Annotated in this window: 17 protein-coding genes and 1 tRNA gene; 11 read left to right on the top strand and 7 right to left on the bottom strand. The window is 32.5% G+C overall.

Going from position 1 to position 20,566, the window contains the following annotated elements; translation table 11 throughout:
- Window positions 1-150 precede the first annotated feature (150 nt).
- Window positions 151-4,584, top strand: a complete 4,434-nt coding sequence (gene dnaE, locus Q0856_RS03675) for a DNA polymerase III subunit alpha (RefSeq protein ID WP_298502737.1) — start codon at window positions 151-153, stop codon at window positions 4,582-4,584.
- 109 nt (window positions 4,585-4,693) lie between these two features.
- The gene (trxA, locus tag Q0856_RS03670) at window positions 4,694-5,011 is read left to right on the top strand and encodes a thioredoxin (RefSeq protein ID WP_298474376.1); all 318 of its coding nucleotides are present in this window, start codon (window positions 4,694-4,696) and stop codon (window positions 5,009-5,011) included.
- Between the two features lie 57 nt (window positions 5,012-5,068).
- On the opposite strand, the gene Q0856_RS03665 is transcribed toward trxA, so the two are convergent.
- Window positions 5,069-5,494: a nuclear transport factor 2 family protein gene (locus Q0856_RS03665; RefSeq protein ID WP_298502735.1), complete on the bottom strand. Its 426-nt coding sequence runs from the start codon at window positions 5,492-5,494 to the stop codon at window positions 5,069-5,071.
- Window positions 5,495-5,630: 136 nt separating this feature from the next.
- On the bottom strand, window positions 5,631-6,065 hold the full coding sequence (locus Q0856_RS03660) for a MarR family transcriptional regulator (protein ID WP_298502732.1): 435 nt from the start codon (window positions 6,063-6,065) through the stop codon (window positions 5,631-5,633).
- A gap of 115 nt (window positions 6,066-6,180) precedes the next feature.
- On the opposite strand from Q0856_RS03660, the gene Q0856_RS03655 reads away from it, so the two are divergent.
- From Q0856_RS03655 to Q0856_RS03615, 9 genes are all read left to right on the top strand, one after another.
- Entirely contained in the window at window positions 6,181-7,107 is a 927-nt protein-coding gene (locus Q0856_RS03655) for a DUF58 domain-containing protein (RefSeq protein WP_298502729.1), read from the top strand.
- Between the two features lie 75 nt (window positions 7,108-7,182).
- A tRNA-Asp gene (locus Q0856_RS03650) sits at window positions 7,183-7,256 on the top strand.
- Window positions 7,257-7,478: 222 nt separating this feature from the next.
- On the top strand, window positions 7,479-9,050 hold the full coding sequence (locus Q0856_RS03645) for an AraC family transcriptional regulator (RefSeq protein ID WP_298502727.1): 1,572 nt from the start codon (window positions 7,479-7,481) through the stop codon (window positions 9,048-9,050).
- Window positions 9,051-9,133: 83 nt separating this feature from the next.
- Entirely contained in the window at window positions 9,134-9,625 is a 492-nt protein-coding gene (locus tag Q0856_RS03640; RefSeq protein WP_298502725.1) for a hypothetical protein, read from the top strand.
- 85 nt (window positions 9,626-9,710) lie between these two features.
- Window positions 9,711-10,079, top strand: a complete 369-nt coding sequence (locus Q0856_RS03635) for a hypothetical protein (RefSeq protein WP_298502723.1) — start codon at window positions 9,711-9,713, stop codon at window positions 10,077-10,079.
- 364 nt (window positions 10,080-10,443) lie between these two features.
- Window positions 10,444-10,989: a hypothetical protein gene (locus Q0856_RS03630; protein WP_298502721.1), complete on the top strand. Its 546-nt coding sequence runs from the start codon at window positions 10,444-10,446 to the stop codon at window positions 10,987-10,989.
- A gap of 10 nt (window positions 10,990-10,999) precedes the next feature.
- A complete protein-coding gene (locus Q0856_RS03625) occupies window positions 11,000-11,530 on the top strand; it encodes a hypothetical protein (protein WP_298502719.1) in 531 nt (176 codons plus the stop codon).
- 305 nt (window positions 11,531-11,835) lie between these two features.
- Window positions 11,836-13,497, top strand: coding sequence for a DUF6493 family protein (locus Q0856_RS03620; protein WP_298502717.1), 1,662 nt, complete (start codon window positions 11,836-11,838; stop codon window positions 13,495-13,497).
- 252 nt (window positions 13,498-13,749) lie between these two features.
- Window positions 13,750-13,986 carry a hypothetical protein gene (locus tag Q0856_RS03615; RefSeq protein WP_298474358.1) on the top strand — a complete coding sequence of 79 codons (237 nt, stop codon included), beginning with the start codon at window positions 13,750-13,752 and terminating at the stop codon, window positions 13,984-13,986.
- 284 nt (window positions 13,987-14,270) lie between these two features.
- On the opposite strand, the gene Q0856_RS03610 is transcribed toward Q0856_RS03615, so the two are convergent.
- The 5 genes from Q0856_RS03610 to Q0856_RS03590 form a co-directional block, all read right to left on the bottom strand.
- Window positions 14,271-16,115, bottom strand: coding sequence for a pyruvate kinase (locus tag Q0856_RS03610; protein ID WP_298502714.1), 1,845 nt, complete (start codon window positions 16,113-16,115; stop codon window positions 14,271-14,273).
- 124 nt (window positions 16,116-16,239) lie between these two features.
- The gene (locus tag Q0856_RS03605) at window positions 16,240-17,268 is read right to left on the bottom strand and encodes a Gfo/Idh/MocA family oxidoreductase (RefSeq protein ID WP_298502712.1); all 1,029 of its coding nucleotides are present in this window, start codon (window positions 17,266-17,268) and stop codon (window positions 16,240-16,242) included.
- Between the two features lies 1 nt (window position 17,269).
- Entirely contained in the window at window positions 17,270-18,538 is a 1,269-nt protein-coding gene (locus Q0856_RS03600; RefSeq protein ID WP_298502709.1) for an MFS transporter, read from the bottom strand.
- Window positions 18,535-19,920 (bottom strand): four-carbon acid sugar kinase family protein, encoded by a 1,386-nt coding sequence (locus Q0856_RS03595; RefSeq protein WP_298502706.1) that lies wholly within the window; start codon window positions 19,918-19,920, stop codon window positions 18,535-18,537. Before Q0856_RS03595 ends, Q0856_RS03600 begins: the two co-directional genes overlap by 4 nt.
- A 5-nt stretch (window positions 19,921-19,925) precedes the next feature.
- Window positions 19,926-20,564 (bottom strand): cyclase family protein, encoded by a 639-nt coding sequence (locus Q0856_RS03590; protein ID WP_298474348.1) that lies wholly within the window; start codon window positions 20,562-20,564, stop codon window positions 19,926-19,928.
- Window positions 20,565-20,566: the final 2 nt, after the last annotated feature.

The following is a 20,566-nucleotide window of genomic DNA, read 5'->3' as shown; positions in this document are numbered from 1 at the left end:
TATAATTTATTTCATTAAAAGAACAATGATATTAGTATATTTCTTAACGTGCTTTGTAAAACTAGTTAATAACTCCTTCCGTTTTTCTGTAAAATTAACCGCAACTTTGCCTATTTTTATCTACTTATTTTTTCTGAAACCAAACGCTCTATGTACCTTATTTTTGATACGGAAACTACCGGATTACCTAAACGTTGGAACGCTCCTATAACGGACACAGACAACTGGCCTCGCTGTATACAAATAGCATGGCAGTTGCATGATGATATGGGTCGTTTGGTAGAGAGTCAAGATTATTTGGTAAAACCAGATGGGTTTAATATTCCTTATGATGCAGAAAAAATACATGGTATTTCAACGGAATTGGCGGCGCAAGATGGTATTTCTTTAGCGGAGGTCTTGGAAAAATTCAATATTGCTATGTCCAAAACCAAATTTGTGGTTGGACAAAATGTTGGTTTTGATGTTAATATTATGGGGGCAGAATTCCATCGTTTAGGTGTAGAAAACCCTTTGCAAGAATTACCTGTATTAGATACTTGTACGGAACATACAGCCCAATTGTGCCAAATACCGGGAGGTCGTGGTGGTAAATTTAAATTACCAACGCTGACAGAATTACATCAGTTTTTATTTGGAGAGGCCTTTGGAGAAGCGCATAATGCTACTGCCGATGTAGAGGCAACAACGCGTTGTTTTCTAGAGCTTATTCGTAAGCAGCAGTATACAGTTGAGCAGTTAGATGTACAACCAGATTATTTTAAGAATTTTAATGTGGCCAATCCGCAAGAAATTCAACTTATTGGCCTTAAGCATATCAACCTAAAAAAAGCATCTAAAAAGATTGCAGATGCTTTATGGGAAAAAGATACAGGTGGAGTTTCGCAAGAAGAAATTGACCAAAATTTAGCCTCCTTAAAAACCGCAGAATTTGCGCATTTACATAACCATACGCAGTTCTCTATTTTACAATCTACGATAAGTGTTCCAGATTTGGTTAAGGCTGCGGCAAAAATGAATATGCCAGCGGTTGCTATGACGGATCATGCAAATATGATGGGGGCATTCCATTTTGTTAATGGAGTAATAAACCATAATAAAGGTGTAAAATCTAGGAACGATGCCAATGAGATACGATATGAAGCTACGCAAGAAAATAGGTTAGAAGAAGGAGAAGAGCCTTTGCATGAGTTTGTTCCTGAAAAAGAAATTACACCAATATTGGGTTGCGAATTTCAGGTTTGTGAAAATCATAAAGACAAAACTCAGAAAGATAACGGCTACCAAATTGTGATGATAGCTAAAAACAAGAATGGGTATCACAATTTGGCAAAGATGTCTTCTATTGCTTTTGTAGATGGTAAATATTATGTTCCAAGGATAGATAAAAAAGTAGTTGAGCAGTACAAGGAGGATATTATTGTATTAACTGGGAATTTGTATGGTGAAGTTCCTAGTAAAGTTTTAAATGTTGGGGAAAACCAAGCAGAAGAAGCTTTGGTTTGGTGGAAAGAAACTTTTGGAGACGATTTGTATATAGAATTAATGCGTCATGGTCAGGAAGATGAAGACCGTGTAAATAAAGTGTTAATTCAGTTTGCTAAAAAGCATAACGTTAAATTGGTGGCGACCAATAATACTTATTATGCGGAAAAGGAAAATGCCCATGCCCACGATATTTTACTGTGTGTAAAAGACGGAGAAAAACAGGCAACTCCTATAGGTCGTGGACGAGGGTATCGTTATGGGTTGCCTAATCAGGAATATTATTTTAAATCTTCGGAAGAAATGAAGGAGCTTTTTAAAGATATACCAGAGGCTATTATTAACATTCAGGAGGTAGTTGATAAAATAGAAACATTTACGCTGGCGCGAGATGTATTATTGCCGGCTTTTGATATTCCAGAAGAATTTCAATTTGAAGAGGATAAGTTAGACGGAGGCAAGCGTGGAGAGAATAAATTTCTACGTCATATTACCTACGAAGGAGCTAAAATAAGATATGGAGATATTACTCCAGAGATTGATGAGCGTTTAGATTTTGAACTACAGGTAATTGAAAAAACAGGATATCCTGGTTATTTCTTAATTGTAGAAGATTTTATACGGGCAGCGCGTAAAATGGATGTTTCTGTAGGGCCCGGTCGTGGTTCCGCAGCCGGTTCCGCTGTTGCCTATTGTCTTTGGATTACTAATTTGGACCCTATTAAGTACGATTTGCTTTTTGAGCGTTTCTTAAATCCTGATCGTGTATCCATGCCCGATATTGATATTGATTTTGATGATGAAGGTCGTGGGCGCGTAATGGATTATGTAATCGATAAATACGGTGCTAACCAAGTGGCGCAGATTATCACTTATGGTACCATGGCCGCAAAATCCTCTATTAGAGATACCGCTCGTGCATTGGATTTGCCTTTGATGGATTCGGACCGTATGGCAAAGCTTATTCCTAATATGTCTAAGCTTAAGAAGATAATTGGGGTGGATGAGGCTACGCTTAAAAAGAAGTTTAATAGTGAAGAGCTTATAAAAGTAAATGAGCTTTTAGCAATTTCTGAGGGAGACGGATTAGAGTCCGAAACTCTAAATCAGGCCTATGTATTAGAGGGGTCTGTGCGTAATACTGGTATACATGCCTGCGGTGTAATAATTACACCAGATGATATTACGAAATTCGTTCCGGTAGCTTTAGCAAAAGATTCGGATATGTACTGCACTCAGTTTGATAACTCGGTTGTGGAAGATGCTGGGCTACTAAAAATGGATTTCTTGGGGTTAAAAACGTTAACCTTAATAAAGGATACCGTAAAAATTGTAAAAGCAAAACATGGAGTAGAGCTAGATCCCGAAAATTTTCCTCTAGATGATGAAAAAACATACGAACTATTCCAAAGAGGAGAAACCGTAGGGGTATTCCAATATGAATCTCCAGGAATGCAGAAACACATGAGGTCTTTAAAACCAACTGTTTTTGCGGATTTAATTGCCATGAATGCTTTATATCGTCCAGGGCCAATGGAATATATTCCAAGTTTTATTGCTCGTAAGCATGGTACAGAAGAAATTATATATGATTTAGATGCTTGTGAGGAATATTTAGCGGAAACCTACGGAATTACGGTATATCAAGAGCAAGTGATGTTACTGTCTCAAAAATTGGCAGATTTTACTAAAGGTGAGGCAGATGTTTTGCGTAAAGCCATGGGTAAAAAACAAAAGCATGTACTGGATAAAATGAAGCCTAAATTTATAAAACAGGCCTCAGAAAAAGGACATGCCGAAGATAAGCTAGAGAAAATTTGGAAGGATTGGGAAGCTTTTGCGGCCTATGCCTTTAATAAATCGCACTCTACTTGTTATGCTTGGATTGCATACCAAACAGCCTATTGTAAAGCGCATTACCCTGCGGAATATATGGCAGCGGTACTTTCTAATAATATGAATGATATTAAGCAAGTTACCTTTTTTATGGAAGAATGTAAACGTATGGGCTTAGATGTTCTTGGACCAGATGTAAATGAATCTTATTACAAGTTTGCGGTGAATGATGCTGGAGCGGTACGTTTTGGAATGGGTGCAGTAAAAGGAGTAGGAAAAGGAGCGGTAGAAACTATAGTAGAGAATAGAAAAGAAGAAGGACCCTACAGGTCCGTTTTCGATATGGCAAAACGTATTGATTTAAGAGCGTCAAATAAAAAAGCATTTGAAAGTTTGGCGGTTGCTGGTGGTTTCGATTCTTTTGGAACTACGCATAGGGCGCAGTACTTTAACACGGAAGGAGATGGTGTAACTTTCCTCGAAAAGATAATAAAGTCTGGGTCTAAGTATCAAGAAAACAAGAATTCTTCGCAAATGGATATGTTTGGAGGTATGAGCGAAGCGGAAATTCCTGAGCCTATAATACCACCATGCGAAGAGTGGGGAACTATGGAGAAGCTCCGTCGAGAAAAAGAAGTAGTAGGGATTTATATTTCTGGGCATCCTTTGGACGATTTTAAGTCCGAAATAAAAGCCTTTACTAATGGAACTATTTCCTGTTTTACAGATTTACCTTCTTATGTAAACAGAGAAATTTCTTTTGCAGGTGTTATTACCGATGTGCAACATAGAGTCTCTAAAAATGGGAAAGGTTGGGCTATGTTTACTATGGAAGATTACATGGATTCTTTTGAGTTTCGGGTTTTTGGGGAAGAGTATTTAAAATTTAGGCATTTCTTAATGATAAATTCTTTTGCTTATGTAAAAATATTTGTGAAAGATGGTTGGACCAATAGAGATACTGGAAAAAAAGGAGACCCGAGAATGCAGTTTAATAGTTTTATGTTGTTACAAGAGGTAATGGAAACCTACGCCAAAAAATTGACTATAAATTTAGATGTAGCACAATTAAAAGAAGAGAATGTAAAACAATTAAAGGATACTATAAGCTCTTTTACGGGGACGCACCCTTTAAATTTCATAGTATATGAAATGGAAGAGAAGATAAAAGTAAATATGTCTCCTAGAAAGCAGAAAGTGCAAATAACACCAGAATTACTTGCGGCGTTAGAGGGGCAAGAGGTAAAATATAAGATTAATTAAAAAACTATAAACTTTGCTAATATCACAATAGGAAAAAGGTATATTACGTTAGTAAGGAAATAGAGTATAATTTGACTAAGTTTGTGTAATATTTATAAAAAATAAAAAAATGGCATTAGAAATAACAGATGCTACTTTTGATGAAGTAGTATTAAAAAGTGATAAACCAGTAGTAGTAGATTTTTGGGCAGCATGGTGTGGACCTTGTAGAATGGTAGGACCTATCATTGATGAGGTAAGTGCAGAGTATGATGGTAAAGCCGTTGTAGGAAAGGTAGATGTAGATGCTAATCAAGAATTTGCGGCTAAATATGGCGTTAGAAACATACCTACGGTATTGGTTTTTAAAGATGGTGAAATTGTAAGTAGACAAGTAGGAGTATCTCCTAAGAAAGTGTACACCGATGCTATAGATGCAGCAATGTAGAAAAGGAAAGTTATATTTATTAAAAGGGTTTGACTTTCGTCAAACCCTTTTTTTGTGCTATTTAAATGTAGGAGTGTCATTAATTAGTTTCCAATTTCCTTTTTCTTCTTGTATTAGGATAAGTATAGACGATATAGTTGCTTTTTTTCCTTTGAAAGTTACTTTGGCACTGGCAGTAGTGCCATTAATTGCAATATTTTCAATAGTAAGAAGGCGAGAGTCTCCTCCCCATTCTTTAGATTTAATTTTTTTTAGGTACTCCGATTTGGAAATAACACGAACACTTTTGCTTCCAAAAAGTCGATTCGTTACTACCCTATAGTTAGAATTTAAGAGTTTGTCTAGAGCATTTGTATTGTTAGTATCTCCTGCGTCGGAATACGCAGTAATTGTTTCTCTGATAGAGGTTTTTTCTGATGTTTGTGCCGTACAGCTGAATGTTAATAATAGTAATAACAGGCTTAGAATTCTTAATTTTTTCATGTTTTTAATTTTTTAATGGTTTTTAAATCTCTTTTTTTTAATTCATAGCTATGGGTAATTCATTTCTTTCATAATTTTAGATTTACATTAATATTATATCAATTATTGATATATCAATTTTAAATTCAAAAAAATACTAACTCATATTTTTTTGAATTTTTAAGAGCAGATTTTTAAGTAATTCTTTTTCTTTTTTAGAAAATCCTTCCAAACTTTTTTTTCGATGTTCCTTTATCATTGCAATATTATTTTTTACAAATTTTGCTCCATTACTAGTTAGTATTATATTATACTGTCTTCTATTATTTAAAATAGGCTCTCTTAATAAAAGTTGCTTTTTTTCTAAAATATCTAATGTTCGGGTAATAGATGCTGGGTCTCTAAGTGATTTATCCGCTAGTTCTTTTTGAGATATGGGAGCAGTTTCTTCAATAATTTTCAAAAGAACCCATTGATCAATAGTAATTCCTAAGTTTATTCTGTCGAATTCTTTTTGAGAATATTTTTTAGAAATTTTACTTGTCTTGTCTATCTGAAAAAGAATAACATCTTCAATATTTCCTCCGGACATAATTGTATTTACGTATTAAAACTTACTACAAATATAAATTTATTATTGATATATCAATAATAAATTTATATTTAAGCTAGAATAGGTTTCCTATCTTAGTAAAAGATATTATAATATGAACCTTCAATCAGAGTTAAATAAATCGTCCCTTTTTCAAAATTTAGAATTACTGGCAAGCCAAGTTGTAGAGGGATTTATTAGTGGTATTCACAAAAGTCCTTTTCATGGTTTTTCGGCAGAATTTGCAGAGCATAAAATTTATAATAAAGGAGAAAGTACTAAGCATATAGATTGGAAATTATTTGCCAAGACAGATAAATTATATACTAAAAGGTACGAAGAAGAGACCAATCTAAGATGTCATATGATTTTAGATAATTCGGCTTCCATGTATTATCCAGAGGTCGAAAAACTAGGAGTAAATAATTTAAATAAAATAGGGTTTTCTGTATTGGCAATAGCAGCTCTAATGAATGTGCTTAAAAAGCAACGAGACGCGGTTGGTTTAAGTGTATACTCTTCTTCTTACCACAATTATTTTCCAGAAAAGGGAAGTGAGCGGCACCATCAAATGTTATTAGCAAAGCTTAGTGAAATAAGTCAAGAAGAAAACCTTAATAAGGAAACTAAAACATATACCTATTTACATCAGATAGCAGAGAATATAAAACGCAGGAGCCTTGTTTTTTTGTTTACCGATATGTTTCAGTCTACATTAGACAATAAAGCTCTGTTTGATGCGCTTCGACATTTAAAACACAATAAGCATCAAGTAGTTCTTTTTCATGTATTAGATAAAGGAACGGAATTAAATTTTGATTTTGATAATTCCCCAAAACGCTTTGTAGATGTAGAGACTGGTGTGCATATAGATTTATATGCAGATACGGTTAAAAAGGATTATGAAAATAAGTTACATACTACTATAGAGGAACTTAAGTTAAAGTGTGCTCAGTATAAAATAAGATACGTAGATGTAGATGTTGCTTCTGATTTTTCGAAAATATTAAATACCTTTTTGATAGAAAAACATAAATTTTAATTTTTGATGAATTTTTTCTTCAAATTGCTTGTGTAATTAAATAAGCGGCGTATATTTGCAACCGCTAAACGCCACGGTCTGGTAGTTCAGTTGGTTAGAATACCTGCCTGTCACGCAGGGGGTCGCGGGTTCGAGTCCCGTCCAGACCGCAGAAAACATCCTTAACAATCTACATAGTAGAGAGTTAAGGATTTTTTGTTTTACAATTTACTTACGGTTGAATTGAGTTTGCATGAAAAAGCATAAAATGGATAACAACTAGAAGTCTTTTTTTATCCGTAATGTATATCAATGAAAGAGAGAAGAGCTAAATTTGAAATCGTTGATAGTATATCAAACCAAAACTAAAGAATGTTTTATAAGGAGGTGCAATGATGAAATACTGCTTTTTTTTCTTTTTTCTTTTTTCCGGTTATACTATACTAGGGCAAGATTCTGCTAGAATAAAGGCTGTAGACTACGCTAAACTGTCCGAGTTTTTCTATAAAAAAGGAGATAATGAAAAACATAAACTATATACTGACTCGCTTTTGCATATTTCTGAAAAGCATAAATTGGCGGATTTAGAGTTGCTTGCTATAATGAATCAGGGAGTTTATTATAAAAACACCAATCAATTAAAAAAAGCACTAAGCACCTATTTAATAGTTTTAGAAAAATGTGAAAGAGTACCTAATAGTCAAAAAAACAAAATAATGACGATGGTAAATATGGGAAATATTTACAATCGTATTAAAGATGCTAATAAAGCAATATATTTTTTTAAAAAAGCATTGCCATTGATAGAAAAGTATCCCAACAACGGATATATAAAAGCAGGTGTTTATTCTGGTTTAGGGAAAGCAAATTCTATATTAAATAATTTTGACGCATCCTTTGAATATCAATATAAACTAAAACATCTTGGAGATTCTTTGCAAAACATCTATTTACAGGTTACGGCACTTACAGATATTAGCGATTTATTCAATAAAAAAAAGGACTATATAAACGGATTAAAAATAGGAAAACAAGCACTACAGCTTAATAGTACTTTTAACGATTCTATTTTGCAAAAAGATATGATTCTGCTAAACATTGGTCTGTCTCATAAGGGTTTAAAGAAAATGGAGATGGCCAAAACATTTTTTAACAAGGCTAAAAGAGTAGCAATTGATAAAAAAAATGATAAAATAGAAATGCAAGCCGAAAAGTATTTAGCAGATATTTATGAGCAATTAAAAGACTTTGAAGCTTCTCAAAAATCGCAAAAGCGATTTTTAGAATTAAACACTCAATATATAGAAGACCAAAAAGAAACCGCAGTTTTAGATGTGGAAAAAGAGGCAGAAGAAAAAATAAAAACAGTCAATGAAAAAAGTGAAACAAGAATACACATATTAAGCACTATTTTTATTTTACTTCTAATTGTTTCGGGTGGTTTTTCTCTATTTTACAGAAAAAGAAAACGACAAATTATTAAACAAAATAAACAATTACAAGACGATTATAGGTGGTTGCAAAACCAAAATGCTTCTTTAAAAGAAAATATTCAACAGCTTTCTAAAGAAAAGAGTTATAAGGAAAATAGCTCCAAAAAATATAAAAACTCGTCATTGAAAAAACAAGACAGGGAGCAGTATATGAATCGTGTTTTGGAATATATGGAGGTAGAAAAACCTTATTTAGATTTTGACTTAACGCAATCTGGGTTGGCCAAAAAAATGGAAATAAATACCCATCATTTATCAGAAGTATTAACACTATCATTTGAGCAAAATTTCTATAACTTCATTAATATTTACCGAATAGATCATGCTCAAAAAATGTTAAAAAACCCTGAATTTAAAAATTACAAAATTGAAGCTATTGCATACGACTCTGGTTTTAAAAGTAAAGCCTCATTTAATAGAGTTTTTAAAAATGTAGCAGGGAAAACACCTTCTGAGTATAGAAAAAGCTAGATTTTTTTAAAAAGAAATAGAACAAGTATCACTCACTTATATGATACTTGTTTACTAAGTGTAGTTCGTAACTTTGCTATACTATGAAGTTACACAAGCCAAAAATTGAAATAGAGAGCTTATCTAAAAAAGAAACAGAAACCTATAATGCGTTAGATAGCAATAAATATGGAGAAGTATTGGCACAACAAGTAGCTAATAAACTAGCGGAAAACTCAAATAATGGTCTTTACCATTCACATAAATATTATTGCGGTTTAGGTTTGTTTTTTAGTGAAGAAGGTTATACGTTAAATACTGTGGATGATGGGTGTGCATCTTATGTAAATAATCTCATTATAACATTTCTATCAAAAACTGAATTTGTAGAATGGCTTTCTAAAGAAAACGACCAAAGTATGTCTTTGTATAGTGAAAAGTTTAATAATCAAACCATTACAAAAACACGTTTAAAATGGTATTTAGAAGATGGTTATTCGCCAATTTGGAACGCTTATTGTCTTTATCTGAGAGGTGACAAGCATAAAGAGTTGGCAGAAAAAAGCAGTTACGGCTACAGTCCAATAAAAAAGTAAGAAAAGTAATTATATTAGGGGTGTAATTAATAAACAATATGCTTAAACCACTCCAATAATCTCATACATGAAAATTTCCGTAAATATGAAAAAATTGCTAGCAATAATTATGATTCTCACTTTGAACTCTTGTTTTATGTTCAAAAATAACGGAATTGAAATGACCATTAAAAACCACTCAAATAAGCCAATAACAAATATAGAGTTTACTACAACTGAGAAACTAAGCGTAATAAAAGTAGACCGAATTGAGCCAAATGAAAGCATAACTGAATTTCTGTCGATGCGAAAAAATAAAACGGACGGAGCTTATTCTCTTGTCTTTACTCGAGCAAACGGAGAAAAGGAAACAGCCGATGTTGGGTATTATACAAATGGATTTTCGCTTGAAATTGGAGTTAATTTTACTATAAAAAATGATACAACAATTGTAAATTTTGATTTGTCTAAGTAACATAAAAATCTACTCTGAGTATTACTTTATACAAGGTGTTTTACATAGGAACTAAATATAAATTTTTTAAAAGACTATAAAATACTTACTGAAAATTGATATTACTTAATTAAAGATGGAGTTAGGGGAAAAAGTTATGTTTTACTTATACCAGAGTCTGTTGCATTTGGAGCAATACTCAAAACTCAAATTAAAAAACTAGAAACAACAAAAATAGAGCAAATAAAGTTGAGCTAATTTATATCGATTGTTAGATGAGAAAAAATGTTGTTTGTAAACTTATAAGTACATGTATCATATAATAGAGTGATACCTTTTTGAAAGATGCGATTAGTAGATTTGTGATTATATTAAAACCAATAGAATGCAAAAAACAATATATCTATTCTTTCTTTTAGCAGCATTAAGTTTCTCTTTTGTAGGCTGTAATAATGACGATAGTAATACAACAAAAGCACCTTTAAATGCTGATATAATTGGTTCTTATAAAGTAAGTTCTATAAAAAGTAATACCAACCTTAGAACGGGAGGGCTTATAGGTGCGGAAACGGAGCTTATATCATATTTTACTTGCGGTGCTATTACCTTAGAAATAAAGCCAGATTTTACTTTTATATGGAGTTCTCAAAAAATTCAGCAAACTTACGATGATCCAATAGGTTTTTATTCTGATTTACAATGTACGGAGTTAGCCGTAAATGGTACTGTTTCTGCAGCGACAGACACTTCTATTTCATTAGAATTTACACATAATAATACAAAAGAAACAGCTGTTTTTAATTTGGTAAACAACAAGTGGCAGTACCAATCTTTTCAAGATGTGTTTTTTCAAGGACACGCTACTAATACCATTGAAGGAGATATGTTTTCAGTTAATGCTATTCTTACGATGACTTATGAAAAACTTTGACTAGTAAATTATGATCACAGTTTCAATAGTAGATAAACTAAATTTCATTTTTGAATCGTTTAAAAAAAACGCTGCTATTTTCTTATTTACCATACCATTTATTCTAGTAGGTTCAATTGTGTTTTATTTTGCAACACAGGCAGATGAGTCCTTCGGGATGTATGTTTTCGCAATTACATTTATTGTGGTACCCGTACTTATAATTTTATACATTTTCCCATCTAGTTTTATGCATTATTACGAACAAGCATTATCTAAAAAGTATGGTTGTTATACAAAAGCCACTATTGTTAATAAGGAAATAGAAGATGTATCCTATACTAGAAGAGATGGTAGAAGCGTTGTAACCATTGAAAATTACAATTACATTATTACGTATGCTTTTGATTATAAAAGTGTAACGTATTCCAATAGTTTTTCTGTAGAGGATAAGGCTGTTTATGATGACTTAAAATTACAGAGTTCTATTCCCATAAAATTTTTAAGGCAGGCACCTGAAAACGCGACTGTTTTAATGAGAAATTTAGTTAAAAAAAAATGATTACTTTTTTAAGAAAAGGAACGATTATAATATTGATTTTGTCATTCGTTGTGAAGTTTGTTATGCGTATGTTTCAAGATGTAGTTTCGTTAATAGCTGTACCCTCTGGTATCCTTTTTGTGTATTATTTAATCGTTTTCTTTTTAATATCGCATTTAAATGAAAGACGTTCTAAGCACCTTTTATCAATGATTATTTGAATATTGTTTTTAGTGCTTTTATTGTGGTTGCTAGTAGATCCTTACAGTTTGTTAGAGCTAATTACACCAAGAATAAATTTAGATATGAAATAACTACTCAGAAAAATGACAGAAATAGAATTTAAAAGACAATTAAAGGCTCATGAAGAGATAATAGAGCAATTTAGCATGTTATCAGTAGTTGAGCAGCAAAATTTAAAGTCTTGTATACTAGAGTTATTTGCTAAAAAGAATACTGCGTTTCAAAAACAGCAATTAACGCTTTGTGGTTTACTATCGTTTACATTAAAAGAATATGTTTCGAATTTTAAAAAACTTCCAGAATATTATTTTGAAGAAAAGCAGTATCAAAAATATCGTCCAAAATGGTTTCAAGACTATATAGGGGGGTACTTAAATATCATGAATTTAAAATTTGAAGTTATTGCAGATTTAATCAGTAATTACAACTATGCTTTTAAAGACTGTTTTATAATCAATAAACTTATTTATTTAGATACACGTTATAAAATAGCGCCTAAAGAAGCGTTTGAAACTACTGTTGCTACTTTATTAACTAATTATCCTAAGTTCTCAAAAGAGCACCTATACTTATTATTTACAGAAGAGGCTGAGAATTATTTAGATGATGCACAAAGTAGGTCAGGGTATCGAGATTTTTATATAGAAATAGATAGTTGGGTCAAAATCATTTATAAAGTTTATGAAGCAATTGAATTAGACAGAATTAAACTGATAAAAACTTGTTTGCTAACACCTTTAAAAGATTTACGATTGAACACACGAGTTTGGTTTTTTAAATTATTTGCTAAGTTAAAGCCTACTCAAAAAGAATTAAAACAGATAGAAAAAGAAGTATTTGCAGTTTATGAGGCAAAAAATATAGAGCTATTAAGGACTGCTTTTTTACAACCTAGTTTAGATGTAAACCTACTAAAAGAGTTTTTTGCACCAGAATTACGTTACACTATTGATAAAAAAATAGACGCAAAAAAAACAGTACACCACTCTAAATTGCCAATATTTAAGGGCTATACTACGGTTGAGGCAAAATGCGAAATACTGCAAGCTATAACTACCTTAAATAAGTATAGTAAAAAAGCATACATGCCTATTTCTAAATCAGTCAAAAACGAACAATCCGCACATTCTAAATTTGGAGGATTACCATATTTGTTACAAGAAAACGAGTACCCTAAATGCACAAACTGTGGCAAACATTTGCAATTATTATTACAATTAAACTTAGGAGATGTTCCTGAGAGTACGGAAGGAGAATTGCTTCAATTGTTCCATTGTACTAATCTAAATACAAATTGCGAAGCTAAATCAGTATCAAAAGGTTTAACAACAAGTCTTTGTAGAAAGGTTGTCATTAAAGGAGATTCAGCAATAAAATATCCAAACCACGATAATATTTTTCCAGAAAATAGAATTATACAATTTAAGGAGTTTATGGATTATCCGCATCAAGAAGATTATATAAAATTAGGGATTGAATTACAAGTTCCTGATGATATTTATGATTATATGATGGAACATAATATTGGCGCAGCAAACGCAAATGATAAATTATTTGGCTATCCGCATTGGTTACAAAGTTCAGAGTATTCTTATAATCAAAAGTTAGAGGCCAATGCACAATTAGTATTTCAATTAACTTCAAAAGATAATTTATCTATAGAATTTGGTGATGCTGGTATTGGATATCTACTAGGAAATATCACCATAGAAAATGGATTACTATTTACATGTCAAAGCTGTTAGTTTTAAATTATGAAAACAAACGAAAGAAAAAGAGTAGGTTACAATTAAAAAAAGTTAATTAGTAGATCTTATGATAGACGGTAAACGGCAAATATTGTATGTAGTATTAGTGTTTTTTTTAGTAACATACTTTTTCTTTTTGGTTAAAAAATATTGGATAAATAGAAAATTGCATAAAAAATGTACAACCGTTTTAATGGGCCTCATGTGCCATTTAATGGGTAGTTATAAGATTATTGAAAATATATAGAAATGAAAAAAGCAATAGAACAAAAAGTACAAGAAGAAATTAATTCCTGCGATAGATTAATGGGTTGGGCGTTTAACCCAAGGGAAGGGTATAATGCAAAAGGCAAAGCGCAAAAAAGTGAGTTAGAAAGTAAAATAAGGTCATTAGAAAGTTATTTACCTAGAATTAGAGATAAATCGCTGAGAGAGCAGTGTAAAAGTACCATCCGACAAGGAAGAGCGCAACTGAAACAAAAATGACCTTTATTGTCATTTTTTTTAGGATTACTAAAGTAAAAAAGATGAAACTAAGCTATTTGTTTGGATAGAATGTGCTCATTATGTTATGGTTGAATAGATTGTCTAGAAATATAATCTTAAAGATTGATGCTATAGAAAGAGTAATTATAAGGATGCATCGCGTATTTTAAACTCACTTATTGTAGGTACTATTCGCCTTAAAATTATTAATTACAGTAATGACAAAGGAATAAATAGATGTTATTGTGGGCTCCATAATAATAAACACGAGATAATTAAGATTTTTATTGGTTAATCAATACTTCTTCATTAAAAACTAACTTAGGTAATACAGCGCCCTTTTTCTTTTGTATACGTTGCATTTTGCTAAGAATTTTGTCTAACATTTTAACTGCCTTTTCTATATAAGGCCCTTTGTTTAACATTACGCACTCTGCTCTTTGTGCCATTGCGGCATCTGTAATTTCCGCTCTTGTTGGAATTCCTTTTTTCGCTAAATTTTCTAATACTTGTGTAGCTAATACATGGGGTATGTGTGTTGCATCGCAAAGTTGCATTATCTCTTCCTGAATTATGGCTACGTTTTTCCAGCCGGTCTCTATTGCTAAATCGCCACGAGCAATCATAACTCCAACCGGATAATTTTGCATGGCTTTTAGTAATATACTTGGTAAATTTTCAAAAGCTTTTTGCGTTTCAATCTTTAATAGGACGCCAATATTAGCATTTCGTTTTTTTAGTTCGTGCAATAGATCGGAAACATCATGTGCATTATTAACAAAAGAAAAATTAACTACGTCAGCATTTTTTGCAACAAAATTTAAATCTAGCTTGTCTTTTTTTGTTAGCCCTCCAACTTTTATATGACTTGCGGGTAAGTTAATACCTTTGTCAGCTTTGAGTTTTCCTCCATTTTTTTTAGTTGTGGTTATTTTAATAATCAAAAAATTTAGATGTACTTCCGTAATAACACCTTCTATTTTACCATCATCAAAATAGATTGGTTCATTCACTTTAACAGCAGAGAATATTTCTGGTAAGGTGCAAGATATATGAGCTATCTTCGTGGTACCGTTCTCTGAATCGTAATGGGAGGCTTGACCTAGGATGGGTTTTTTGTCTAATCGTAGCATATCCCCTTCTTTTAATACTATTACTTCTTCTAACGGTTGTGTTTCATGTACAGAATGTATTTCTGAAACCGATGTGTTTTGTAAATGAACATTTAGCACAGTTCCTGTAGTTATAAAAGCGGAGGTGTAACAATGTCCCCACCTTCCATTAGGAGCTTCCTCTTCTATGGTAATAGTTCTTTTTCTGTCACGAGAATCATTAAATATTATAAAGGAACCTTTCTTGGTTTTTTTTAACCATTTTTTATTTACAGGTATAATGGCATCGGCTATTTTGTTTTCTGGAGGAAGAACACCAATTGGTGCTAGCCAAATTTTTGAAGGTTCTATTACTTTGCCAAAGTTATTTTTTTTAGGTTTTATTCGGATAACCTTTGGGCCAGCTTTCATTTTACCTGTTCGTAGTTTGGGCCCACCTAAGTCCATCATTATTCTGCAAGAGGAGTCTATAGATTTTATATGGCTTATAATGTTCTTCCATATTTTTTTATCATCATGAGCGCAATTGATTCTAGCGCAGTCCATTCCTAGGTTTAATAAAGAACTTATTAAATGAGAGTTTGTAGCTGCTTCCGTAGGTTGTGTTACCATAATACCCGTTTTTCTTTGGTTTTTTAGTTTTCCAAAAAGGGCTTCTGAATTTGTTTGAAGTGTTTTTTTTGCTTCTTTATTAGTAATGATGCCCGCAGGACATGTAGAGTACTCTTTTTTTAAAAGGCTCTTTATAATTACTTGAAAATAAAAAAGATTATAAAAAATGCTATTTCCTATTCTGGGAGAAAATGGCATGTCTATTTTCTCTAATTTTTCCTGTAAAAAACTTTCGTCAAAAGAGCGCAATGCTAAGTAGTGAATTAAGTTTTTAGCACTTTGTTTGTATTTTGGGTGTACCTTATGTAGTGGTTTTTTGTATTTCTCTTCATACTCAATAAGTTTTGCAATTGCTAAGTCTAAGGCATTAAGTATGTCCTCTAATTCGTCTTTTGAAAAAACCATAATTCTTTTATTTCAGTAAATTACCTCAGGGTGTATTACTTATAATTAAATGAATAAAAGTAGGACGAAAAGGAGCTAGAAGTTATGATCTATATCATGTTTAAAATCTTATTTGATTGGATTGTTAATCAATAGAAAGGGGAGTTCCTAGTGCGCTGGATTCGTATATTTTATCTTGAATCTGAATATTTTTTAAATACGAAGAAACATCTGTTGAGAATGGTTTGTTGTTTAACAAATGTTTAATAAAATACATTTGCGTAGTAAAAACGCAATCGCCCGCGAAATTAATATTTGCATAGTTGTATTCATGAACAATTTCTTTCTTTCCTAAAGGTTGAATGGTTATTTTACCGTCATCATATAGCCTTATGCTTCCTTTATTTCCTTCAATTAAAACAGTACCAAAAGTAAATCTTGGGTCTTCTGAAGTGTTTTCATTAAACCTATTGGCATCTAAAAAACCAAGCGCTTCATTTTCAAAATCGAAATGGACCCAAGCAAAATCTTCTCCTTTTATATTGGAATTTAGGGTTTTTAATTTAGCAAATACCTTTGTTATTTCTCCTCCTAAAAAACGAAAAACATCAATATAATGAACTCCTGTTTCGTAAATAAGAAGTTGTTTCATTTCTCTAAAATAGGGTTGGCGGTTCATATAAGCATCTTCTTGCCATCCGTCTCCCATACGCATACGCAGGTTAATGGTGTGCAGTTTGTCTCCTATAATTTTTGCATTGAGAAGCTTTTTTATTTCTTGATGCCATGGCTGAAATCGAAAGTTCTCGTGTACCATCATTCGTACATCGGATGCTTCGACTAATTTGGCAATTTGTAAGGATTCCTCATAAGTTGGAGCGAGGGGTTTTTGGCAAATAATATCTATATGATAATCAATGGCTATTTTACAAAATTCTAAATGTGTGTTTGGGGGAGTAATAATGTCTACAAAGTCCGGATTTTCTTGTTTAAGCATAGTTGCATAGTCGTCATATGCATTTTTAATTCCATATTTATCACAGATAATTTGTGCTTTTTCTATAGATGTACCACATACGGCAACTATTTCTACTTCTTTAATTCGCTGCCAAGCTTCATATTGAAAGTGACTAAAATAACCTGTGCCTATGCAAACTCCTTTTAATGTTTTCATTTTAATATTCAGAAAAATGTTTATTAGGTTTCATGTTTAACCATAAAATAACAGCTAAAACGTTTAAAATTGCTCCAATAATAAAAAATAAAGTTGTGGATCCCGACCAAGCTAGTAAATATGGGAATAATAGCGCGGTAATAAAAGCTCCTATGTTTCCGGCCATATTCATTGTGCCAGATATTGCACCCGCATGTTTTTTGCCTATATCTACACAAAAAGCCCAAGAAGGTGGCAATGTCATATCTGCTCCAAAAATTGCAATACTTAGAAAGATAATTGCTCCTATTGCAGAGTTCATATAAATACTACCTAAAAGCCCTATTGCAGCTAACGAAAAACCTAAAGATGCTGGGAATATTCTTGATTTGTCCCATTTTCCATTTTTGAATATAGAATCTATTAGCCAACCAGAAAACCAATTGCCAAAGGCACCAAATATTAATGGAATTGCGGTGTAAAAACCAGCTTCTAATGTTTCTAATTGGTATTCGCTTTTAATATGTGGAAATAACCAAGTTAAAGCAAAGAAAAATGTAAAATTACTACAGAAATATTGTCCCATTGCGAGCCACATATTTTTAGATTTTATTAAAGTGCCAAAGTGTATTTTCTTATTCTCTTTTTCTGTGCTTTTTTCTTGTCTTTCTGCTATTATGAACTCTTTTTCTGCTATAGAGATACCTTTATGTTCTTCAGGGTTGTCTCTAAAAAGTAGGTACCATAAAATAGCCCAGATACCACCTATTATTCCAAAAACAACAAAGCTAAACCGCCAACCAAAGTCAGTTATTAACCAAGCTACAACGGGAACAGCAAAAGCAGCGCCCAAACGTGATCCAGAAAAATTAATACCAGTAACGATGCCTCTTTCTTTTAGTGGAATCCAACTATATATTGCTCGGGACATACCAGGAAATGCACCTGCTTCTCCTGCACCAAATAAAAAGCGGATAATAAGTAATGATAAAAAGTTCCAAGCTGCTCCAGTTAATGCTGTGAAGCTGGACCATAGTAGAACTATAATAGATAGTACTTTTCTTGGTCCGTAGCGATCGGCCATTATGCCAGATGGCGTTTGTAAAAAAGCGTAACCCAAAGAAAAAGCGGCTAGTACCCATCCCATTTGTTTGTCACTTAAATCTAAAGCCTTAGATATAGGGTCTTTTGCTACAGAAATACAAATGCGATCTATATATAAAAGTAAGGCTAAAAGGAATGTTCCTGTTACCATAAAGTAACGTTTTTGGAAATACTTTTCTTTTTTCATTCTAAAAGTTTAATGATGTCATTTAGTGTATTTTTGCTCCCAACATTTCCAGGAAAAACTATGTATGGCACTCTAGGAAATTTTGATTCATATCCTAATTCCCATACAGGAATACCCTTGGAAATTTGTCCTATGACTATTGCCCTTCTAACCATTAATGCTTTTGTGGCAATATCGCTAGAAGTTATTCCGCCTTTTGCAAGTATATATTTTGGAGTGGTTTTTAAATTTTGTACAATTGCTATTACGCCTTTAGAAACAAGATTTACTATCTTTAAACTATCTTCTTTTGTTTCTCCTTTTACAATAGTTCTGCTTGTATATAATACCACCGTTTTTCCAGAATTAATAAAATTCTCTACCTCATTACTTATAGATAGTGTTTCTTTTCTAAAAATAGATTCTTGTACTACGTTAGTTACATTAAGTTCTATAAATATTGCAGAAGTATGTTGTTTAAGATAGTTAAGTTGTTCTGTTGTTTTAGGAACATAAGAACCAATTACGATTAATGCTCCATGATTATTATTGTGACCTAGTACTTGTCCTTTGCTTAGAAGGGCTTTAGGTTGTATGCCAGAAATGGCATTGACAAAAGAAGCGGCAGTACGATATAGTAACGGCTCATTGGTTGATAGACATGCAAGGGCTAATTTTTCTAGGTCTATATTGGCAGTAGCATTGGATATTATATGTGTTAGTTCAGAATTTTCGAGAATGGAAGTTTGGACCCTTGCTTTTTCTTTTCTAAGGGAGTCAACGGACAGACTATGAATAGTATCTGAGGAAATTTTGTTATCAGATTTTTCTTTTATCCAATCTATTAGATTAGAAGATTGGTAGCCAAAAGTGTTGTCTTTGGCAAATGGGGTTTCTCCAGCCGGAGTAAATGAGTCTTTTTCTTGAACGTAATGTACATCTTTAAAAGTGTACCTTCCTCCTTCAAAAAAAGCCGGCACTAGAATATGTTTAGCATTAGGAAGATTTAGTCCTTCTGCAAGGGCATTAACTTCACCGGGGTAATGTCCTCTTAATGTAGAATCACCTCTGCTTACCACAATTAAGTGTCGATCATATTTTTCGGCAATTGTACGCAGACGTTGCCCAATAGTTTTTCCTACAATATTGGCTTCTTTAGATGGTAGGCTTCTGGAATTAGTAAGTATAAAAAAGATTCTGTTACTAAGAACTTCTTTTTTAATAATCTCTTCTGTCCATTCTGTTATTATGGGTACATTGTGTACTGTTTGAGTTCCTGTAGGGTCGTCATCTAGAACTACAATGATTTTTTTCTTTTCTTTAAGAAGCTGGCGAATTTCGGACGTAGGTTCTTTTAAAAGATTCCCTGCTGCAATGGATTCTAAAAGTTCTTGTTTATGCATAGACATTATTCTTCTATAGCAATTACTCTTGCTGGGGAGCCATCTCCATTTTCTACTTTTAAGGGTAATGCAATTAGGGTAAATGAATTATCTCCAAGGGAGTTAAGATTAGTTAATCCTTCTACGATAATTATGTTATTGCGCATTATTATTTCATGAATTTCTGTTACTTCAGAAATATTATTTACATCTGCAACAGATGGGGGTTCTACTCCAAGGATATTAACTTTTTTTGAACCAAGCCAAATGGCAAGTTCTTTACTAATTCTTGGTAAATCGTTGCGGTAAGCTAATGTTCCTATTTTGCTACTCCAACCAGTATGTAATAAGATGCTGTCACCAGGAAGAATTTTATCTTGGATAGAAGAAAGATGGGCAACTGTAATACTTTCTTTGGGCTTAATATGGGTTAAGTTTACTTTCCAAGCTTTGCTTACGAAACGTTTTACGGGTAATACATCTATAGTCTCGTTGGAAACATTAAAATGCATTGGAGCATCCATATGAGTTCCACTATGCGAATAGAGGTGTAAGGTGGTTGCATTCCAACCATCTTTAGATATGGTTTTAGCAGGTTCAATAGATACCCCACCCATAGTATTATTTATAGGAAGGGTTAAATCTATTATTTTTGTGCCTATCATAA

Source organism: uncultured Maribacter sp. (genome assembly GCF_947496775.1).
Lineage (GTDB): Bacteria > Bacteroidota > Bacteroidia > Flavobacteriales > Flavobacteriaceae > Maribacter_B.
This window is presented reverse-complemented; position numbering and strand designations above follow the sequence as displayed.